14 protein-coding genes are annotated in these 15,841 nt (G+C 41.8%); 10 read left to right on the forward strand and 4 right to left on the reverse strand.

From position 1 onward, the window contains the following. Window positions 1-2 precede the first annotated feature (2 nt). The 10 genes from leuB to yihA all read left to right on the forward strand — a co-directional run bounded on the left by leuB (window position 3) and on the right by yihA (window position 13,146). Window positions 3-1,115 carry a 3-isopropylmalate dehydrogenase gene (leuB, locus tag LQ216_RS12715; RefSeq protein WP_230129821.1) on the forward strand — a complete coding sequence of 371 codons (1,113 nt, stop codon included), beginning with the start codon at window positions 3-5 and terminating at the stop codon, window positions 1,113-1,115. After that, the gene (locus LQ216_RS12720; protein WP_230129822.1) at window positions 1,108-1,317 is read left to right on the forward strand and encodes a hypothetical protein; all 210 of its coding nucleotides are present in this window, start codon (window positions 1,108-1,110) and stop codon (window positions 1,315-1,317) included. The genes leuB and LQ216_RS12720 overlap by 8 nt, the downstream gene beginning before the upstream one ends. Before the next feature lie 236 nt (window positions 1,318-1,553). Further along, window positions 1,554-2,948, forward strand: coding sequence for a 3-isopropylmalate dehydratase large subunit (gene leuC, locus LQ216_RS12725; protein WP_230129823.1), 1,395 nt, complete (start codon window positions 1,554-1,556; stop codon window positions 2,946-2,948). A 25-nt stretch (window positions 2,949-2,973) separates the two neighbouring features. Continuing rightward, entirely contained in the window at window positions 2,974-3,573 is a 600-nt protein-coding gene (gene leuD, locus LQ216_RS12730) for a 3-isopropylmalate dehydratase small subunit (protein WP_230129824.1), read from the forward strand. A 123-nt stretch (window positions 3,574-3,696) separates the two neighbouring features. Continuing rightward, the gene (locus LQ216_RS12735; RefSeq protein ID WP_230129825.1) at window positions 3,697-4,713 is read left to right on the forward strand and encodes a tetratricopeptide repeat protein; all 1,017 of its coding nucleotides are present in this window, start codon (window positions 3,697-3,699) and stop codon (window positions 4,711-4,713) included. Window positions 4,714-4,853: 140 nt separating this feature from the next. Then, window positions 4,854-6,146: a trigger factor gene (gene tig / locus LQ216_RS12740; RefSeq protein ID WP_230129827.1), complete on the forward strand. Its 1,293-nt coding sequence runs from the start codon at window positions 4,854-4,856 to the stop codon at window positions 6,144-6,146. A gap of 466 nt (window positions 6,147-6,612) precedes the next feature. After that, window positions 6,613-7,881 (forward strand): ATP-dependent protease ATP-binding subunit ClpX, encoded by a 1,269-nt coding sequence (gene clpX, locus LQ216_RS12745; protein ID WP_230129829.1) that lies wholly within the window; start codon window positions 6,613-6,615, stop codon window positions 7,879-7,881. Between the two features lie 473 nt (window positions 7,882-8,354). Continuing rightward, window positions 8,355-10,016, forward strand: coding sequence for an ATP-dependent protease LonB (lonB, locus tag LQ216_RS12750; protein WP_230129831.1), 1,662 nt, complete (start codon window positions 8,355-8,357; stop codon window positions 10,014-10,016). Between the two features lie 230 nt (window positions 10,017-10,246). Further along, entirely contained in the window at window positions 10,247-12,568 is a 2,322-nt protein-coding gene (gene lon / locus LQ216_RS12755) for an endopeptidase La (RefSeq protein ID WP_230129832.1), read from the forward strand. After that, window positions 12,565-13,146: a ribosome biogenesis GTP-binding protein YihA/YsxC gene (gene yihA / locus LQ216_RS12760; RefSeq protein WP_230129833.1), complete on the forward strand. Its 582-nt coding sequence runs from the start codon at window positions 12,565-12,567 to the stop codon at window positions 13,144-13,146. Before lon ends, yihA begins: the two co-directional genes overlap by 4 nt. Window positions 13,147-13,310: 164 nt before the next feature. On the opposite strand, the gene LQ216_RS12765 is transcribed toward yihA, so the two are convergent. From LQ216_RS12765 to LQ216_RS12780, 4 genes are all read right to left on the reverse strand, one after another. Next, window positions 13,311-14,180 (reverse strand): permease prefix domain 1-containing protein, encoded by an 870-nt coding sequence (locus tag LQ216_RS12765; protein WP_230129834.1) that lies wholly within the window; start codon window positions 14,178-14,180, stop codon window positions 13,311-13,313. 2 nt (window positions 14,181-14,182) lie between these two features. Then, window positions 14,183-14,518, reverse strand: a complete 336-nt coding sequence (locus LQ216_RS12770; protein WP_230129835.1) for a PadR family transcriptional regulator — start codon at window positions 14,516-14,518, stop codon at window positions 14,183-14,185. Between the two features lie 108 nt (window positions 14,519-14,626). Continuing rightward, the gene (locus tag LQ216_RS12775; RefSeq protein ID WP_230129836.1) at window positions 14,627-15,148 is read right to left on the reverse strand and encodes a hypothetical protein; all 522 of its coding nucleotides are present in this window, start codon (window positions 15,146-15,148) and stop codon (window positions 14,627-14,629) included. A gap of 94 nt (window positions 15,149-15,242) precedes the next feature. Beyond that, on the reverse strand, window positions 15,243-15,749 hold the full coding sequence (locus tag LQ216_RS12780) for a hypothetical protein (RefSeq protein ID WP_230129837.1): 507 nt from the start codon (window positions 15,747-15,749) through the stop codon (window positions 15,243-15,245). Window positions 15,750-15,841: the final 92 nt, after the last annotated feature.

Below are 15,841 nucleotides of genomic sequence, written 5' to 3' on the forward strand. Positions count from 1 at the left end.
ATATGAGAAGGACAATTACTGTCTTGCCCGGTGACGGCATTGGAAAAGAAGTAACAAGGGGTGCGGTTGAGATTCTGGAAGCTATCTCGGAAAGATATGGCCATCAATTCCAATTTCAATATGGAGAAATTGGCGGTGGAGCCATTGACAATACAGGTTCACCGCTTCCGGATCAAACGGTAGAAATTTGCAAGAGCGGTGATGCGGTCCTCCTTGGTGCTGTTGGAGGTCCAAAATGGGATAACCAGCCTTCTCATTTAAGGCCGGAAAGAGGTCTGCTTAAGATTCGCAAGGAATTGAACCTTTACGCTAATCTGCGGCCTATCAGTTATTATTCCAGTCTTTCCGAGTCTTCTCCGTTAAGAAAAGAAATCATTGAAGAAGTAGATTTTGTGATTGTAAGGGAACTGACTGGCGGCTTGTATTTTGGCAAGCCAAGCGAAAGAACGACGCACGAAGGAAAAGAAGCGGTAGTCGATACGTTGTTTTATCAAAAAGATGAAATGAAAAGAATTATCGAATGTGCTTTTGAGCTAGCTAGTAAACGAAGAAAGAAAGTAACATCGGTTGATAAAGCCAATGTGCTGGAATCAAGCAGGCTATGGCGCGAGACAGCGGAAGAAATAGCGAAACAGTATCCTGATATTGAGCTTGAGCATATGCTTGTAGACAATGCAGCGATGCAGCTGATCCGCAATCCTAAACAGTTCGATGTAATGGTCACTGAAAATATGTTCGGCGACATCCTAAGCGATGAAGCATCAGTTCTAACCGGGTCTCTGGGAATGTTACCTTCAGCCTCCCTTTCGATTGAAGGCCCGAATCTTTATGAACCAATTCATGGATCAGCTCCTGATATTGCGGGCAAAAACATTGCGAACCCTATTGCGATGATTCTATCGGCGGCTTCGATGCTCCGCCTATCCTTTGGATTAGAAGTAGAAGCCGACGCAATTGAAAGAGCGGTAAATGACACATTGGATACCGGTGCCCGAACAAGCGATATCGCGGGGGACCAGACAAGAAATCTTTCAACTAAAGAAATGATTGCCGAGATTAAGGAGGCAATCCTGGATCAGGGTGCTATCTCTCATATTATGGGGGCCTATGCTTAATCACACTTTAAAGCAAGCACGGCCTAATCAGTTAGGCCGTGCTTTTTTACAATTGGCTCTGTTAAACGATAATGTTGTTTTTGGGAAGGGAATCTGCGAGACTCCTGCGGAAAAACGGGCTGGCAAGACCCCGCAGCGAGGTACGAGTGAGGAGGCTTGCCAGTTCGTCCGCGGAAAGCGAGTAGATTCCATGACCATTTGAAAATCAACAATGGAATTTAACAGAGCCTTACAATTAAAGAAAGTATAACTTTTTTAATTTTATAAAATGTCCAGTTGCGTGTGATTTATTATCCAAACTCGAGATTTAATATCCAAATCCAAATTTTATTATCCGAACTCAGAATTACGTTTGCCACAGGACGTGGTCGATTTTAGTCGAAGTTCCTTATTTACAAAGGCATTGCGCTTTTCTTAACTAAAGGGGGCACGAGAACCGTGAAGAAGTCAATCATCGAAAAATTATGGGATCGCCATGTTGTCGTTCAAGAAGAAAATAAACCCGACTTGTTATATATAGATTTACATTATATTCATGAGGTAACCTCACCGCAGGCCTTTGAAGGATTACGCCTAAAGGGGCGAAAAGTAAGAAGGCCCGATAAAACATTTGCGACGATGGATCATAATGTACCGACAATCAACCGCTACTTTATTAGTGACCCGATTGCCAAGAAGCAATTAAACGCACTAGAGCAGAACTGCAAGGAATTCAATATTTCATTGGCTGACCTTGATAGCCCGGATCAAGGAATCGTGCATGTCATCGGTCCTGAGTTAGGCTTGACAAAACCAGGGATGACAATCGTCTGTGGAGACAGCCATACTTCCACTCACGGGGCTTTTGGTACCATAGCTTTTGGGATTGGAACAAGTGAAGTCGAGCATGTTTTTGCGACACAAACACTATGGCAAACAAAACCGAAAACGCTCAAGCTCGAGATAAATGGAGAGCTAGGCACCGGGGTCACTGCCAAAGACGTGATCCTTTATGTGATTTCGAAGTACGGAGTCAACTTCGGGAGTGGCCATATCGTTGAATATTGCGGTGACGTTATCCGGAATATGTCAATGGAGGAAAGAATGACAGTGTGCAATATGTCCATTGAAGGCGGAGCCCGGGCTGGTCTTGTCAGTCCTGATGAAACCACCTATTCCTATTTAAAAGGAAGAAAACATGCGCCTGCACCGGATGAATTCGAGAAATATGTTGAAGATTGGAACAGCCTGGTCAGCGATGAAGGGGCTGTCTATGATAAAGAGATCGTGATTGACGGAAGCGAAATTTCTCCGATGGTCAGCTGGGGGACAAACCCTGGAATGGCGAGCCCGGTCGATGGAAATGTACCGCAGCAAGGTGCAGCAGACAGGTCTTTACAAAGGGCTCTTGAATATATGGGATTGACGGGAGGGATGGCGATTACCAATATCCCCGTGCAACATGTGTTCATCGGTTCTTGTACGAATTCCCGGATAGAAGATCTAAGGCAGGCTGCCGGTATCGTAAAGGGAAAAAAGGTATTTGATGGAGTCAAGGCAATGGTAGTCCCCGGCTCGCAAAACGTTAAAAAGAAAGCCGAGGAAGAAGGGCTGGACAAGGTGTTTATCGAAGCGGGGTTCGAATGGAGGGAATCAGGCTGTAGTGCCTGCCTGGGTATGAATCCTGATATTGTACCGGCGGGTGAGCATTGTGCATCCACATCAAACCGGAATTTCGAAGGCAGACAGGGGAGCGGAGCACGAACACATCTTGTGAGTCCAATGATGGCCGCCGCCGCCGCATTGCACGGCAAATTTGTCGATATTCGTGAAAAGGTCGAACTAGCTTATTAAACGAGATTAGGAGGTGCTGATACACATGAAACCTATTTCAGTGTATAAAGGTAAAGCGGCAGTATTGGACAGAGATAATGTAGATACAGACCAAATTATCCCAAAGCAATTTTTAAAGCGGATTGAACGGACTGGTTTCGGTGAGTTTTTGTTTTATGATTGGCGCTTTGATGAGGCAGGGAATGAACGGAAAGATTTTGAACTGAACCAGCCCCAAAATAAAGGGGCGGGAATAATGCTTGCGGGTGAAAATTTCGGCTGTGGTTCGTCAAGGGAGCATGCCCCATGGTCGCTTCAGGACTATGGATTTGATATTGTCATAGCCCCTTCATTCGCTGACATTTTTCAAAATAATTGCTTGAAGAATGGGATGCTTCCCGTTGCTTTAGAGAAGGATCAAGTTTCTTATTTAATGGAGAAAGCAGCTAATCCGGGATATGAATTAACAATCGACCTGCCTAAACAGACGGTAAGTGACAACGAAGATTTTACAGCTTCCTTCAATATTCACCCTTATTGGAAGGAAATGCTCATCAACGGTTGGGATGAAATCTCGATCACGCTTCAATATGACTCCCAGATCGCTGAGTTTGAAAATAAAGAAAACCCCGTTTCTACTATATAAAAGGTGACAGAATACAGACTGCACAATTATGTGCAGTCTGTTTTAATGTTAATTTTGTATTTCCACCCATTACATGCTAAACTGATTTTCATTAAAAAGGAAAAAAATGAGGCGGAGTTACCGATGAGCGGAAAAGACAAACCAACTAATAAAGATAATATCATCCTTTTTCCGAATCTTGCTGGACGGCTGGTGGATAAAGGATTGGATCAGCTTGCGAAAAAGGATTTTAGACAGGCGGCTGATTTGTTTACCCAAGCAAGAGAGCTTGAGCCGGAAGATCCGGATTTGAACGTCGGGCTGGTCGTTTCTCTTGTGGAATTGGGTTATTATTCAGAAGCAAAGGAGTTGTGCAAGGAGCTGCTGAATAAAGGGATAGGTGATTATTTCCAGGTTGTAAATATATATTTGATGGTACTTCTTCAATTAAATGAGCATGACGAAATGGCTTCAACAATCAAGGTGCTACTTGAAGATAACCACATTCCCTTTGACAAGGTCGAACATTTTGAAAAAATGCTTCAATTCAGCCAGCGTGTTACTGAAGAAAAACAAAACCAAGAAATAATCAGGGAAGAAAAAATCCACCATGATATTGAGAAAGACGGCTTGTTTGAGGACAAAACGGAGAGTGAGATTTTAGTAACGATTACAAGGCTTACTGAAGCTAATATCCGGCCGTATGTACCCGATATCAAGCGATTCCTGCTTGATGAACAAGCGAATCCATTTTACAAGACACTGCTGATTAATATTTTGAAAGAGCAGGAATACGAAAAGGAAATAGATGTCTTCAAGTTTGATGAAACGGTAAAGTTAATCCCTACCGATCTTGGCGATGTGCTTGAAAGCAAATTCATAGTCGGAGTCACGAAACTTGTCGAGGAGCGCCTTGGACAGAAAAACCCAACTCTATTTGAGATGGTTAAAAGCTTGATTGAAAGACATAATTTTATCTTGTATCCGAATGATCCCACAAAAGGTCGTTTTGAAGAATGGGCAGCTGCTTACCAAATGCTTGCGGAAGAATACCAGGGCATCAATCCAGATGAAGAGGATAATCAAGCGGACGCCGATTCAGTCAGGCAGATTGTCGTCTTTTTAAAGCGGATTGATCAAATTTCTTTCCCGATAATTTAAGGTATTGTTATTGAAACGAAGGAAACCTGTGTTATAATGGAATGGCTGTAAAATATACAATTTAATCGGGTATAATTGAAGGATGACTTGTTTTAGATTTTTCATCCTCATGAAGTATATAGATTTTTGGAGGGAAACACATGTCTGTAAAATGGGAAAAGTTAGAAGGGAACCAAGGGGTTCTTACAGTTGAAGTAGAAGCGGCTAAAGTAAGCGAAGGCTTGGACGCTGCATTTAAAAAGGTTGTTAAACAGGTAAATGTACCTGGTTTCCGTAAAGGCAAAATGCCGCGCCAAATGTTCGAGAAACGATTCGGTGTGGAATCTTTATATCAGGACGCTCTTGATATCATGCTTCCAGATGCGTATGCAAATGCTGTAGAAGAAGCAGGAATCAACCCGGTTGATAACCCGGAAATCGATGTTGAGCAAATGGAAAAAGGACAGGACCTAATTTTCAAGGCGACTGTTACGGTGAAGCCGGAAGTTAAATTAGGCGAGTACAAAGGTCTCGAAGTTGAGAAATTCGAGGCTGAAGTTACAGACGAAGATGTAGAAAACGAATTGAAAAGTCAGCAGGAGCGTCATGCTGAGCTTGTAATTAGAGAAGAAGGAACGGCTGAAAATGGCGATACAGTCGTAATTGATTTCGAAGGATCCGTTGATGGGGAACTATTCGAAGGCGGAACGGCTGAAAACCATTCCCTTGATCTTGGTTCAAACTCTTTCATCCCTGGTTTCGAAGAACAATTAGTTGGTCTTGAAACAGGAGCGGAAAAGGATGTTGAAGTAACATTCCCTGAAGAATATCATGCTGCTGAGCTTGCTGGTAAAAACGCGGTATTCAAAGTGAAGATTCACGAAATCAAAACGAAACAGCTTCCTGAATTGGATGATGAGTTCGCGAAAGATGTCGATGAAGAAGTAGAGACACTTGCTGAACTTAGAGAAAAATTAAAGAAAAACCTTGAACACGATAAGAAGCATCAGCAAGAACACCTAATTCAGGATACGGTTGTAGAAAAAGCAGCTGCAAATGCTGAAATCGATCTTCCGGAAATTATGATTTCCAACGAAGTAGGCCGTATGATGGATGAATTCGAACAGCGCCTGCAAGGTCAAGGTATGAACCTCGAATTGTACTATCAGTTCTCTGGACAGGATAAAGAAGCGCTTCAAGGACAAATGAAGGAAGAGGCGGAAGGCCGTGTGCGTACAAGCCTTACTTTAGAAGCGATTGCAGATGCTGAAAACCTCGAAGCTACTGAAGAAGACGTAAATGAAGAAGTAGAAAAAATGGCTGGAATGTACAACATGGATGCTGAAACAATCAAGCAAGCTCTCGGAAGCATGGACGGAGTAAAATCCGACTTGAGAATCCGTAAAGCGATTGAATTCCTTGTTGAAAACAGCAAGACGGTAGAATCAAAATAATCATACGTCATATAATATGGGACAAGGCGCGAGTGATCGTGCCTTGTTTTCATACATAACTGTTTATTGACGGATAGATAGAAAAGTAAAGCCTCTGTCTTCCATCGCCTTGAATCGGTCAATTTTTTTTTAATATAGCGGCAATTGCTGTCGATGATTTCCTAATTGATTTTTTCTGCATTTCAGTGTAGATTTATTTTAATAAAGCATATACATATTTAATACCTCCCTTCCTTTTTTTATTTGAAAGGTTTGGGATTGCCGGTAAAGGGCAAAATACATATTAACGAATTTTTTCTTGTAATTATGGGACAACTTACATGGAGTCAGGCATTTTTGTTACAAAACTGCCAAGAACGTGCTACAATGCAATTCATACCTTCAAAAAATGGAAGGATAAATTTTTCTTTACCGAATTATTACCTTCTTGAAGATAAGTTGGAAGAGTTTAAAAGGGGTGAAGTTCATGTTTAAATTTAATGATGAAAAAGGACAGCTGAAGTGCTCTTTTTGTGGTAAAACCCAGGAACAAGTGCGTAAACTAGTAGCTGGCCCTGGTGTATATATTTGCGATGAGTGTATTGAACTTTGCACGGAAATCGTAGAAGAGGAACTTGGAACGGAAGAAGAAGTTGAATTTAAGGATGTACCGAAGCCAAAAGAAATTCGCGAAATTCTTGATGATTATGTAATCGGTCAGGAACAAGCTAAGAAATCTTTGGCGGTTGCTGTTTATAATCACTATAAGCGTATTAATTCCAACAACAAAGTCGACGATGTCGAGCTTGCCAAGAGTAATATTTGTTTAATCGGACCGACTGGGAGCGGTAAAACCCTTCTTGCTCAGACACTTGCGCGTTTATTGAATGTTCCATTCGCGATTGCGGATGCCACTTCTTTAACAGAGGCGGGATATGTAGGGGAAGATGTGGAGAATATCCTGTTGAAATTGATTCAGGCTGCTGATTACGATGTCGAGAAGGCTGAAAAAGGGATTATTTATATCGATGAAATTGATAAAGTAGCCCGTAAATCAGAAAATCCTTCTATCACGCGTGATGTATCCGGTGAAGGTGTACAACAGGCATTATTGAAAATTCTTGAAGGAACTGTCGCCAGCGTTCCGCCTCAGGGAGGACGCAAGCACCCGCATCAGGAATTTATTCAAATCGATACGACCAATATCTTGTTCATCTGCGGCGGAGCATTCGATGGCATTGAGCCAATCATCAAACGCCGTTTAGGACAAAAGGTTATTGGCTTTGGCTCGGATGCAAAGAAAGATGATGTGAAGGAAAAAGAATTATTATCAAAAATTCTTCCTGAAGACATGTTGCGTTTTGGTTTGATTCCGGAATTCATCGGCCGCCTTCCAGTTATTTCTACACTTGAACAATTGGATGAAGCTGCATTGATTGAAATTCTGACAAAACCAAAAAATGCGCTTGTTAAGCAGTATCAAAAGATGCTCGAGCTTGATAATGTCGAGCTTGAATTTGAAAAAGAAGCACTGGTTGAGATCGCAAAGAAAGCAATCGAACGCAAGACAGGTGCCCGCGGACTTCGTTCCATCATTGAAGGCAATATGCTGGAAGTGATGTTTGATTTGCCTTCACGTGATGATATTGAAAAGTGTGTCATCACAGCTGAAACGATCACCGACAACAAACCACCAAAATTCGTCTTGACTGACGGTACGACTGTAAAAGGCAAGGAAAAGAAAACTTCAGCGTGATAACTAAATAGTGAAAGAAAGCTGCCGATAAATTCGGCAGCTTTTTTTATGGAAGAAAGATGAAATATCGGCTACATAATCATAAATTGTCGCTACAAAAGGAGAAATGTCCGCTACAAAAACGGTCCTCGGCTACAAAATGTAAATTCCCGCTACAAAAGATGAAGTATCGGCTACAAACCAACTGGATTTGGCTACAATATTACAAATTGTCGCTACAAAAAAAGGTCAGGCTACAAAAAGTAAACCTTCCTTTCTTTCTAAATGCAACTCCGCCTTACGGCTCGAGCCAATCGGCGAATTTTCTTAATAAGCGTAAGTCACGACGTAACAGGACGCTTCCGCTTGTCTTACAGAAACGGTAGAAATTAGCATCCACTAATCGTATTACAGAACCCTAAATATTAGAGTAATTCCCTCCTGCCACGGAGATACTAGCAATATTACTACAAGGGTATCCAGGAGGGAATGCGATGAGCTGGACAGGTATAGCATTGTTTATCCAATTGTTTTTTGGGGTTGTAATTGGGTTATATTTTTTAAATCTGCTAAAGGGGCAACGAACCCAGAAAGTGACCATCGATCGAGAATCTAAAAAGGAAATGGAGGTCTTAAGGAAGATGCGTTCGATTTCATTATCGGAACCTCTTTCAGAGAAGGTGAGACCTGCTTTTTTTTCAGACATCGTCGGTCAGGAAGATGGAATCAAAGCGTTAAAAGCAGCCTTGTGTGGGCCGAACCCACAGCATGTGTTGATTTACGGTCCTCCTGGTGTGGGAAAAACAGCGGCAGCCCGGCTCGTGCTCGAGGAAGCCAAAAAGAATTCAAAATCCCCCTTTAAACTTTCATCGGTTTTTGTGGAGATTGATGCAACAACGGCAAGATTCGACGAGAGAGGAATAGCCGACCCGCTGATCGGCTCCGTTCATGACCCGATTTATCAGGGAGCTGGAGCGATGGGACAGGCGGGGATTCCCCAGCCAAAACAGGGAGCCGTTAGCAATGCCCATGGCGGTGTATTATTCATAGATGAGATAGGTGAACTTCACTCGATCCAAATGAACAAACTGTTAAAGGTGCTCGAAGACCGCAAAGTATTCATGGAGAGCGCTTATTATCAAGAAGACAACACAAATATCCCGATGCATATTCATGATATTTTTAAAAATGGATTTCCAGCAGACTTTCGGATGATCGGGGCAACGACAAGAACGCCAAATGAAATTCCTCCGGCGATTAGATCGCGTTGCATGGAAGTATTTTTCCGTGAATTGGACCGGGAGGAAATCATCCAGATTGCCAAAGGGGCAACAGAAAAAGTGAAAGTAGCGATAAGTGACAAAGGGCTGGAAACGATTTCTGAATATGCCCGAAACGGCAGGGAAGCGGTCAATATGGTACAAATATTGGCGGGAATTGCGATAACGGAGGAAAGGCCCTACATCAAGGATGAAGATATTGAATGGATTGCTCATAGCAGTCAATTAACCCCAAGGTTTGACCGGAGAATTGGTTTAAAACCAAAGGTGGGTTTGGTGAATGGATTGGCGGTCCACGGACCGAACAGCGGGTCCTTGCTTGAAATAGAGGTGACCGTCATACCGGCATTAGAGAAAGGCAGCATAAACATTACCGGGATTGTTGAAGAAGAAAGCATCGGCGGAGGCGGAAAATCGATTCGGAGAAAAAGCATGGCTAAAGGATCTATCGAAAATGTCATCACTGTCCTTCGATCAATGGGGGTGCCCGCCGATCAATTCGACATTCATGTTAACTTTCCGGGCGGGGTACCAATTGACGGACCATCAGCCGGGATTGCGATGGCTACGGGTATCTATTCAGCGATATACAAAATCCCCGTTGATCACTTTGTAGCCATGACCGGAGAAATCAGCATACATGGGCATGTTAAACCAATCGGCGGGGTTGTTCCCAAAGTAAGGGCGGCAAAGCTTGCCGGCGCGAAGAAGATCATTATCCCGCAGGAAAACATGCAATCGATTCTCCATGCTATCGAAGGAATCGAAATCATTCAGGTGACGAACATTAAAGAAGTATTTGAAAAGGCTTTGAAAAAAGATGTTATACCTGAGCAAATTATGCCTGAATTAAGTGCGAAGAAAGAAAGTGTATAAAAGATATGCCTCGGTTTCCCCCTGAACCGGGGTTTCTTTTGAAGGATCCTTTTTCTTAAGTAAGTTTTATCACGTGCGTTTCGCCGTTTTATTGTACATAATAGAGGGAAGAAAGGTAGTATATCAAAGATTAGACACTGCATTATAAATAAGATAGAATTGTTAAAAGGCTAAGCAGCATTGGTGAATAAACGCTAAATGATGCAATAAATGAGTGGAGGTGTCATGCTATGGCTGATAATGAAATCATCGTCCCCCTCCTGCCGCTTAGAGGATTGCTTGTATATCCGACTATGGTTTTGCACTTGGATGTCGGACGTGAGAAGTCTGTACAAGCTCTGGAAAAAGCTATGGTAGAAGACCATCTTATCTTTTTAACGACACAAAAAGATATATCACTGGATGAACCTGGTGAAGATGACATATATAGAACGGGTACACTTACGAAGGTTAAGCAGATGCTGAAACTTCCAAATGGAACGATTCGTGTTCTCGTCGAAGGATTAAACCGAGCACAGGTAGTCTCTTTTTATGACAATGATACCCATTTTTCCGCGAAGCTCGAAGTGTATGAAGACAGCCCGGAAAAGGAAATAGAACATCAGGCACTGATGAGAACGCTGCTCGAATATTTTGAACAGTATATTAAAATGTCAAAGAAGATATCCACAGAGACATTTTCCTCGACGTCTGATATTGAAGAACCAGGCAGATTGGCTGATATTATCGCTTCGCATCTTCCGTTAAAGCTGAAGGAGAAGCAGGAAATCCTTGAGACCATCGATGTGAAAAAGCGTTTAAGCCGCATAATCGAAATCATCAATAATGAAAAAGAAGTACTGAACTTAGAGAAGAAAATTGGACAGCGCGTCAAACGTTCGATGGAAAGAACCCAAAAAGAATACTACTTGCGTGAACAAATGAAAGCCATCCAAAAAGAACTAGGCGATAAAGAAGGCAAGACAGGTGAGGTAGCCCAGCTCACTGAAAAGATTGATGAAGCCGGAATGCCTGACCATGTAAAAGAAGCGGCATTCAAGGAATTGGACCGGTATGAAAAGGTCCCAGCAAGCTCGGCTGAGAGCTCTGTCATCCGTAACTATATTGACTGGCTGATCTCCATTCCTTGGTCCGAGGCGACTAAGGATGACTTGAATATCCATAAAGCCGAGAAAATTCTGGACCGTGAACACCATGGTTTAGAGAAAGTAAAAGAACGGGTGCTTGAATATTTAGCGGTTCAGCAGCTAACCAATTCATTAAAGGGACCGATCCTTTGCTTGGCCGGACCTCCCGGTGTCGGTAAAACAAGTCTCGCAAAATCGATCGCGACTTCTTTAAACCGTAACTTCGTAAGAGTTTCTCTTGGCGGTGTCCGGGATGAATCCGAGATTCGCGGGCACAGACGTACATATGTCGGTGCCATGCCGGGCAGAATCATTCAAGGCATGAAGAAAGCAGGCACAGTCAATCCAGTCTTCCTGTTGGATGAAATTGATAAGATGTCCAACGATTTCAGGGGAGATCCTTCATCAGCCATGCTTGAGGTGCTCGATCCGGAACAAAACAACAATTTCAGTGATCATTATATTGAAGAGACGTATGACCTCTCAAAGGTTATGTTCATTGCGACGGCCAATAATCTTGCGACCATCCCGGGACCTCTTCGCGACCGGATGGAAATTATTCAGATTGCCGGCTACACGGAAATTGAGAAGCTACATATTGCCAAAGATCATTTGCTTGCCCGCCAGTTGAAAGAACACGGTCTGCAAAAATCACAGCTGCAAATCCGTGATGACGCATTAATGAGCATTATCCGCTACTACACCAGGGAAGCCGGTGTCAGGAGCCTTGAACGCCAGCTTGCCGGCATCTGCCGCAAAACAGCGAAAATCATGGTTTCAGGTGAGAAAAAGCGTGTCGTCATCAATGAAAACAATATTGTCGATTTTCTTGGCAAACCTATTTTCCGGTACGGCCAGGCCGAGCTCGAGGATCAAGTTGGCGTCGCAACAGGATTGGCTTACACCACTGTCGGCGGAGATACGCTGCAAATCGAGGTTTCCTTATCCCCGGGAAAAGGAAAGCTTGTACTGACTGGAAAACTCGGTGACGTGATGAAGGAATCGGCACAGGCCGCTTTCAGCTATGTACGATCAAAGACTGAAGAATTAAACATCGATCCAAACTTCCATGAAAAACAAGATATCCATATTCATGTTCCAGAGGGCGCTGTACCGAAGGATGGTCCTTCAGCCGGTATAACGATGGCTACCGCCCTCATTTCTGCCCTGACAGGACGTCCAATCCGTAGGGAGGTAGGCATGACCGGGGAAATTACGCTCCGAGGGCGCGTGCTTCCAATCGGTGGGCTGAAGGAAAAGTCGTTAAGTGCGCACCGCGCAGGCTTAACGAAGATTATCCTACCAAAGGACAATGAAAAAGATATTGACGATATTCCGGAAAGTGTTCGGAATGAATTGGAGTTTGTTCTTGTTTCCCATGTTGATGAAGTGCTTGAGCATGCATTGGCAGGTGGCAAAGAATGAAGGTAACTAGTGCGGATATTGTCATCAGTGCCGTAAAACCTGAGCAATATCCTCCTCAGCCGCTGCCGGAATTCGCTCTTGCAGGACGCTCAAACGTCGGGAAATCCAGCTTTATCAACAAAATGATAAACCGGAAAAGCCTGGCGAGAACCTCATCGAAACCGGGCAAGACCCAGACACTAAATTTTTACATCATTAATGAAGAACTGCATTTCGTCGATGTTCCCGGTTACGGGTATGCGAAGGTTTCGAAAACAGAGCGGGCGGCATGGGGACGAATGATTGAAACCTATTTCACGTCCCGTGATCAGCTTCGCGCAGCCCTGTTAATTGTTGATTTACGCCATCCCCCTTCCAAGGACGATGTCATGATGTACGATTTCCTGAAGCATCATGGGCTCCCTTGTATCGTAGTTGCCACTAAAGCGGATAAGATTCCGAAAGGCAAATGGCAAAAGCATTTAAAGGTAGTCAGGGAAACGCTTGATGTGGATCCGGATGATCAATTGATCGTATTTTCCGGCGAAACCGGGCAAGGTAAAGAACAGGCGTGGGGCGCTTTAAAATCGTTTATGTAAGGCAGGGGGAAATTTCTAACGGGTTCGGTTGAAGGGGAGAAAACTTCAATTTACAACCTAATTCGCATTGGTTTTAACAGACATTTTGACATTAAAATAGCATTAAAAATAGCAACTGACTAATTCAGTTGCTATTTTTTAGTCTCAATTTTTTAATTTACACTTTAATTCATTACAGTTTTTAACTGTTTGTTTTGTTTTTTTAAGAAGAGCCAAACAATACCGAGTGCGCTAAATAAAGCAAAAAATAAAATAGGTAACTGATAAAAAGTCCAAGTGTTTGGAGCATAATAATTTAATTGATGATGTTCTTCTATTATATTTTCATATGAAGTTTTATATTCATATTGAACAATCCAATGTCCATTTGCCATTATAACAGTTCCCAAATCATAATCACTTGGCATAATTTGTTCTTTATTTTCAATCACTTGATTGTTCCCAATTACAATCGCTGCATTTTTATATTCTATTGGGAAATGTGTCATAGGTGTTCCAATTGATACCTCATTTTTCTCTAACCATCCTTTTAAATCTTCCATTGGAAAAACGGCTAATAAATTCAATTGATTTGGATATTTTTTAAAAATGTCCATCAATTGTTCTTCTTCTACTTCGTTTATTTTATTGGTGGTGTCAAGAACATCGAAAACTTCATTAAAGATAGTATTTTTTTCTGTTTCTACTGTCCCAAATTGTTCACCCTTTTTGTAAAAGTGTTCGGCTTCTATCCAGGAAGAAACAAGTGTTATTATGCCAAAAACAAAGAAAATCAGTGCAAACGATAATACATAATTAGTAAATTTCTTCTGTACTTTGAAGAATTCAGATAATCCTTTTACAATTTGGTTTTTACCTCCAAAATTTTCGATTGCGATACGGATAGCTTCTTCTTCTGATTTCCCTTTCGCCTTTAACTCTTCAACGGCTTCAAGTAAATGCGACCGCATTTCTTGCCTTAAATCTTCTATTTCTTGTTTGTCTCCCGCAACATCTTTATAAATAGAATTTACATATTTATCAATTTGTTTCAAAGTTATTCTCCCCCTTCGATAAATGTATCAATAATTTTTTTTACAAATTGCCATTCCTTACGCTTTTCTTCAAAACCTTCTTCGCCTAATGGTGTAAGTTTATAATATTTTCTTCTTCCGCCTGGACCTTGTTCGTCTCCCCAATAGGGTTCAATCCATTCATTTTTTTCAAGTCGCTTTAAAGATAGATAAAGCGTACCTTCTTTTAGTTCAAATTGCTCTTCACTTTTTTCACGGACCAATTTCGCTAATTCATATCCGTACATATCCCTGTTATGTAATAACGATAAAATTAATGTATCAATGTGACCTTTTAAAACCTCTTTATTAATTTCCAATTTTTCCACCTCCTTATTTAGTTATAAAATATATTACTTAATAATGCAAGGTATTCATTTAAAAAGACATTTAAAAAATCATCCTATTTTTTCACAGGATGATTTATCTTAGATAATAATATCTTTTAAAGAAAATTGTTTATCTGTTAAACCTATTCGTTGTGCGGGTGTTTCCATTGTTCCGTTAGACTTATAGGTGAAACAAAAGTTGTAATAAGTTCGCAGGATTGTGATAGCCATTTGAGCGTACTTCGGATTAAAATTGGAATAGATATAACTTTCCCCATCTCCTCTTGCCGTAGTCAAAGGTCTTTCTAAAATGGATAACCTTCTTCGAATGTGTTGGATAAAAGTATTGGTTGCATTGTCATTTACATTCATTATTAAGGCAGCCACATCTTTCGGTTCCAATGAAGATAGGTTTGTCGTACAATCTACGGAACGCAATCCTCTATCAACAGTAGCGAGGGGATGTAAGATAGGATTATCCGCATATTCTAAATGCGTACCCGAAGAAGCGGAGAGTTCCTTGTGAAAATGATGATGTTCGAACAACTCTTGTAATTGCAGAAATGCCAACTTTCTTAGAGAGCCTGTTCCAAATCCCCGCATTGTTCCCCAACTAATCAAATCGACCCTTGCCTGAACAAATTCCTCACGAGCCTGTTTTCTTGTTTTAGTCTTATCCGTTTGACACAGGAAATGATGGGCATCAGAAAGCCGTTTACTTTGAAAACACTCGATTAATGGAAGTCATAAGGGAATTGTCCTCATCGGTCACAAAACGCCACTCAGGGGCTTTTACAAGTTGTTTAATGAGCCATAGATGTGCAACTGTTGTATAAGTCGAACCGACGTGCAATCCATCAGTATATTTCATTCTCCGTTCCACCTGTGCCAACTCTTTATAATAATCAGATTTACTTTGTGTATCGTTTGCCGAAGGCGGCATCGGGTAGTGAGAATACTTCGGGTATCTAGCATATTTTTTTGCGAATTCATTCAGATGGTCTTCTTTTTGTAGAACTGTATCTAGAGCAATATCTCCAAGTGTAATGTCCCAATCATATGCTACATCGCTGCGAAATACATATCTTGATAGCACATCTGCCGACACTAAAATGTGAGTAAGAAATTGATTTTCTTCCACATCATCGTAACGACTGCCACCCATCCCTTTTTGACGAACATTATTTAGATAATAGGTCATCTTATCGGTATTGAGCCACATTTCTCTAAAATTAAGGCTCTGTTAAACGATAATGTTGTTTTTGGGAAGGGAATCTGCGAGACTCCTGCGGAAAAACGGGCTGGCAAGACCCC

The organism is Bacillus sp. CECT 9360 (assembly GCF_918741275.1).
Classification (GTDB): domain Bacteria; phylum Bacillota; class Bacilli; order Bacillales; family DSM-1321; genus Peribacillus.

Coding starts and splice junctions, on each gene's coding strand:
- yihA (WP_230129833.1), top strand. CDS start 12,565: ATGAAGGTAACTAGTGCGGATATTGTCATCAGTGCCGTAAAACCTGAG.
- clpX (WP_230129829.1), top strand. CDS start 6,613: ATGTTTAAATTTAATGATGAAAAAGGACAGCTGAAGTGCTCTTTTTGT.
- LQ216_RS12780 (WP_230129837.1), bottom strand. CDS start 15,749: ATGTGGCTCAATACCGATAAGATGACCTATTATCTAAATAATGTTCGT.
- LQ216_RS12735 (WP_230129825.1), top strand. CDS start 3,697: ATGAGCGGAAAAGACAAACCAACTAATAAAGATAATATCATCCTTTTT.
- leuD (WP_230129824.1), top strand. CDS start 2,974: ATGAAACCTATTTCAGTGTATAAAGGTAAAGCGGCAGTATTGGACAGA.
- leuB (WP_230129821.1), top strand. CDS start 3: ATGAGAAGGACAATTACTGTCTTGCCCGGTGACGGCATTGGAAAAGAA.
- LQ216_RS12720 (WP_230129822.1), top strand. CDS start 1,108: ATGCTTAATCACACTTTAAAGCAAGCACGGCCTAATCAGTTAGGCCGT.
- lon (WP_230129832.1), top strand. CDS start 10,247: ATGGCTGATAATGAAATCATCGTCCCCCTCCTGCCGCTTAGAGGATTG.
- tig (WP_230129827.1), top strand. CDS start 4,854: ATGTCTGTAAAATGGGAAAAGTTAGAAGGGAACCAAGGGGTTCTTACA.
- lonB (WP_230129831.1), top strand. CDS start 8,355: ATGAGCTGGACAGGTATAGCATTGTTTATCCAATTGTTTTTTGGGGTT.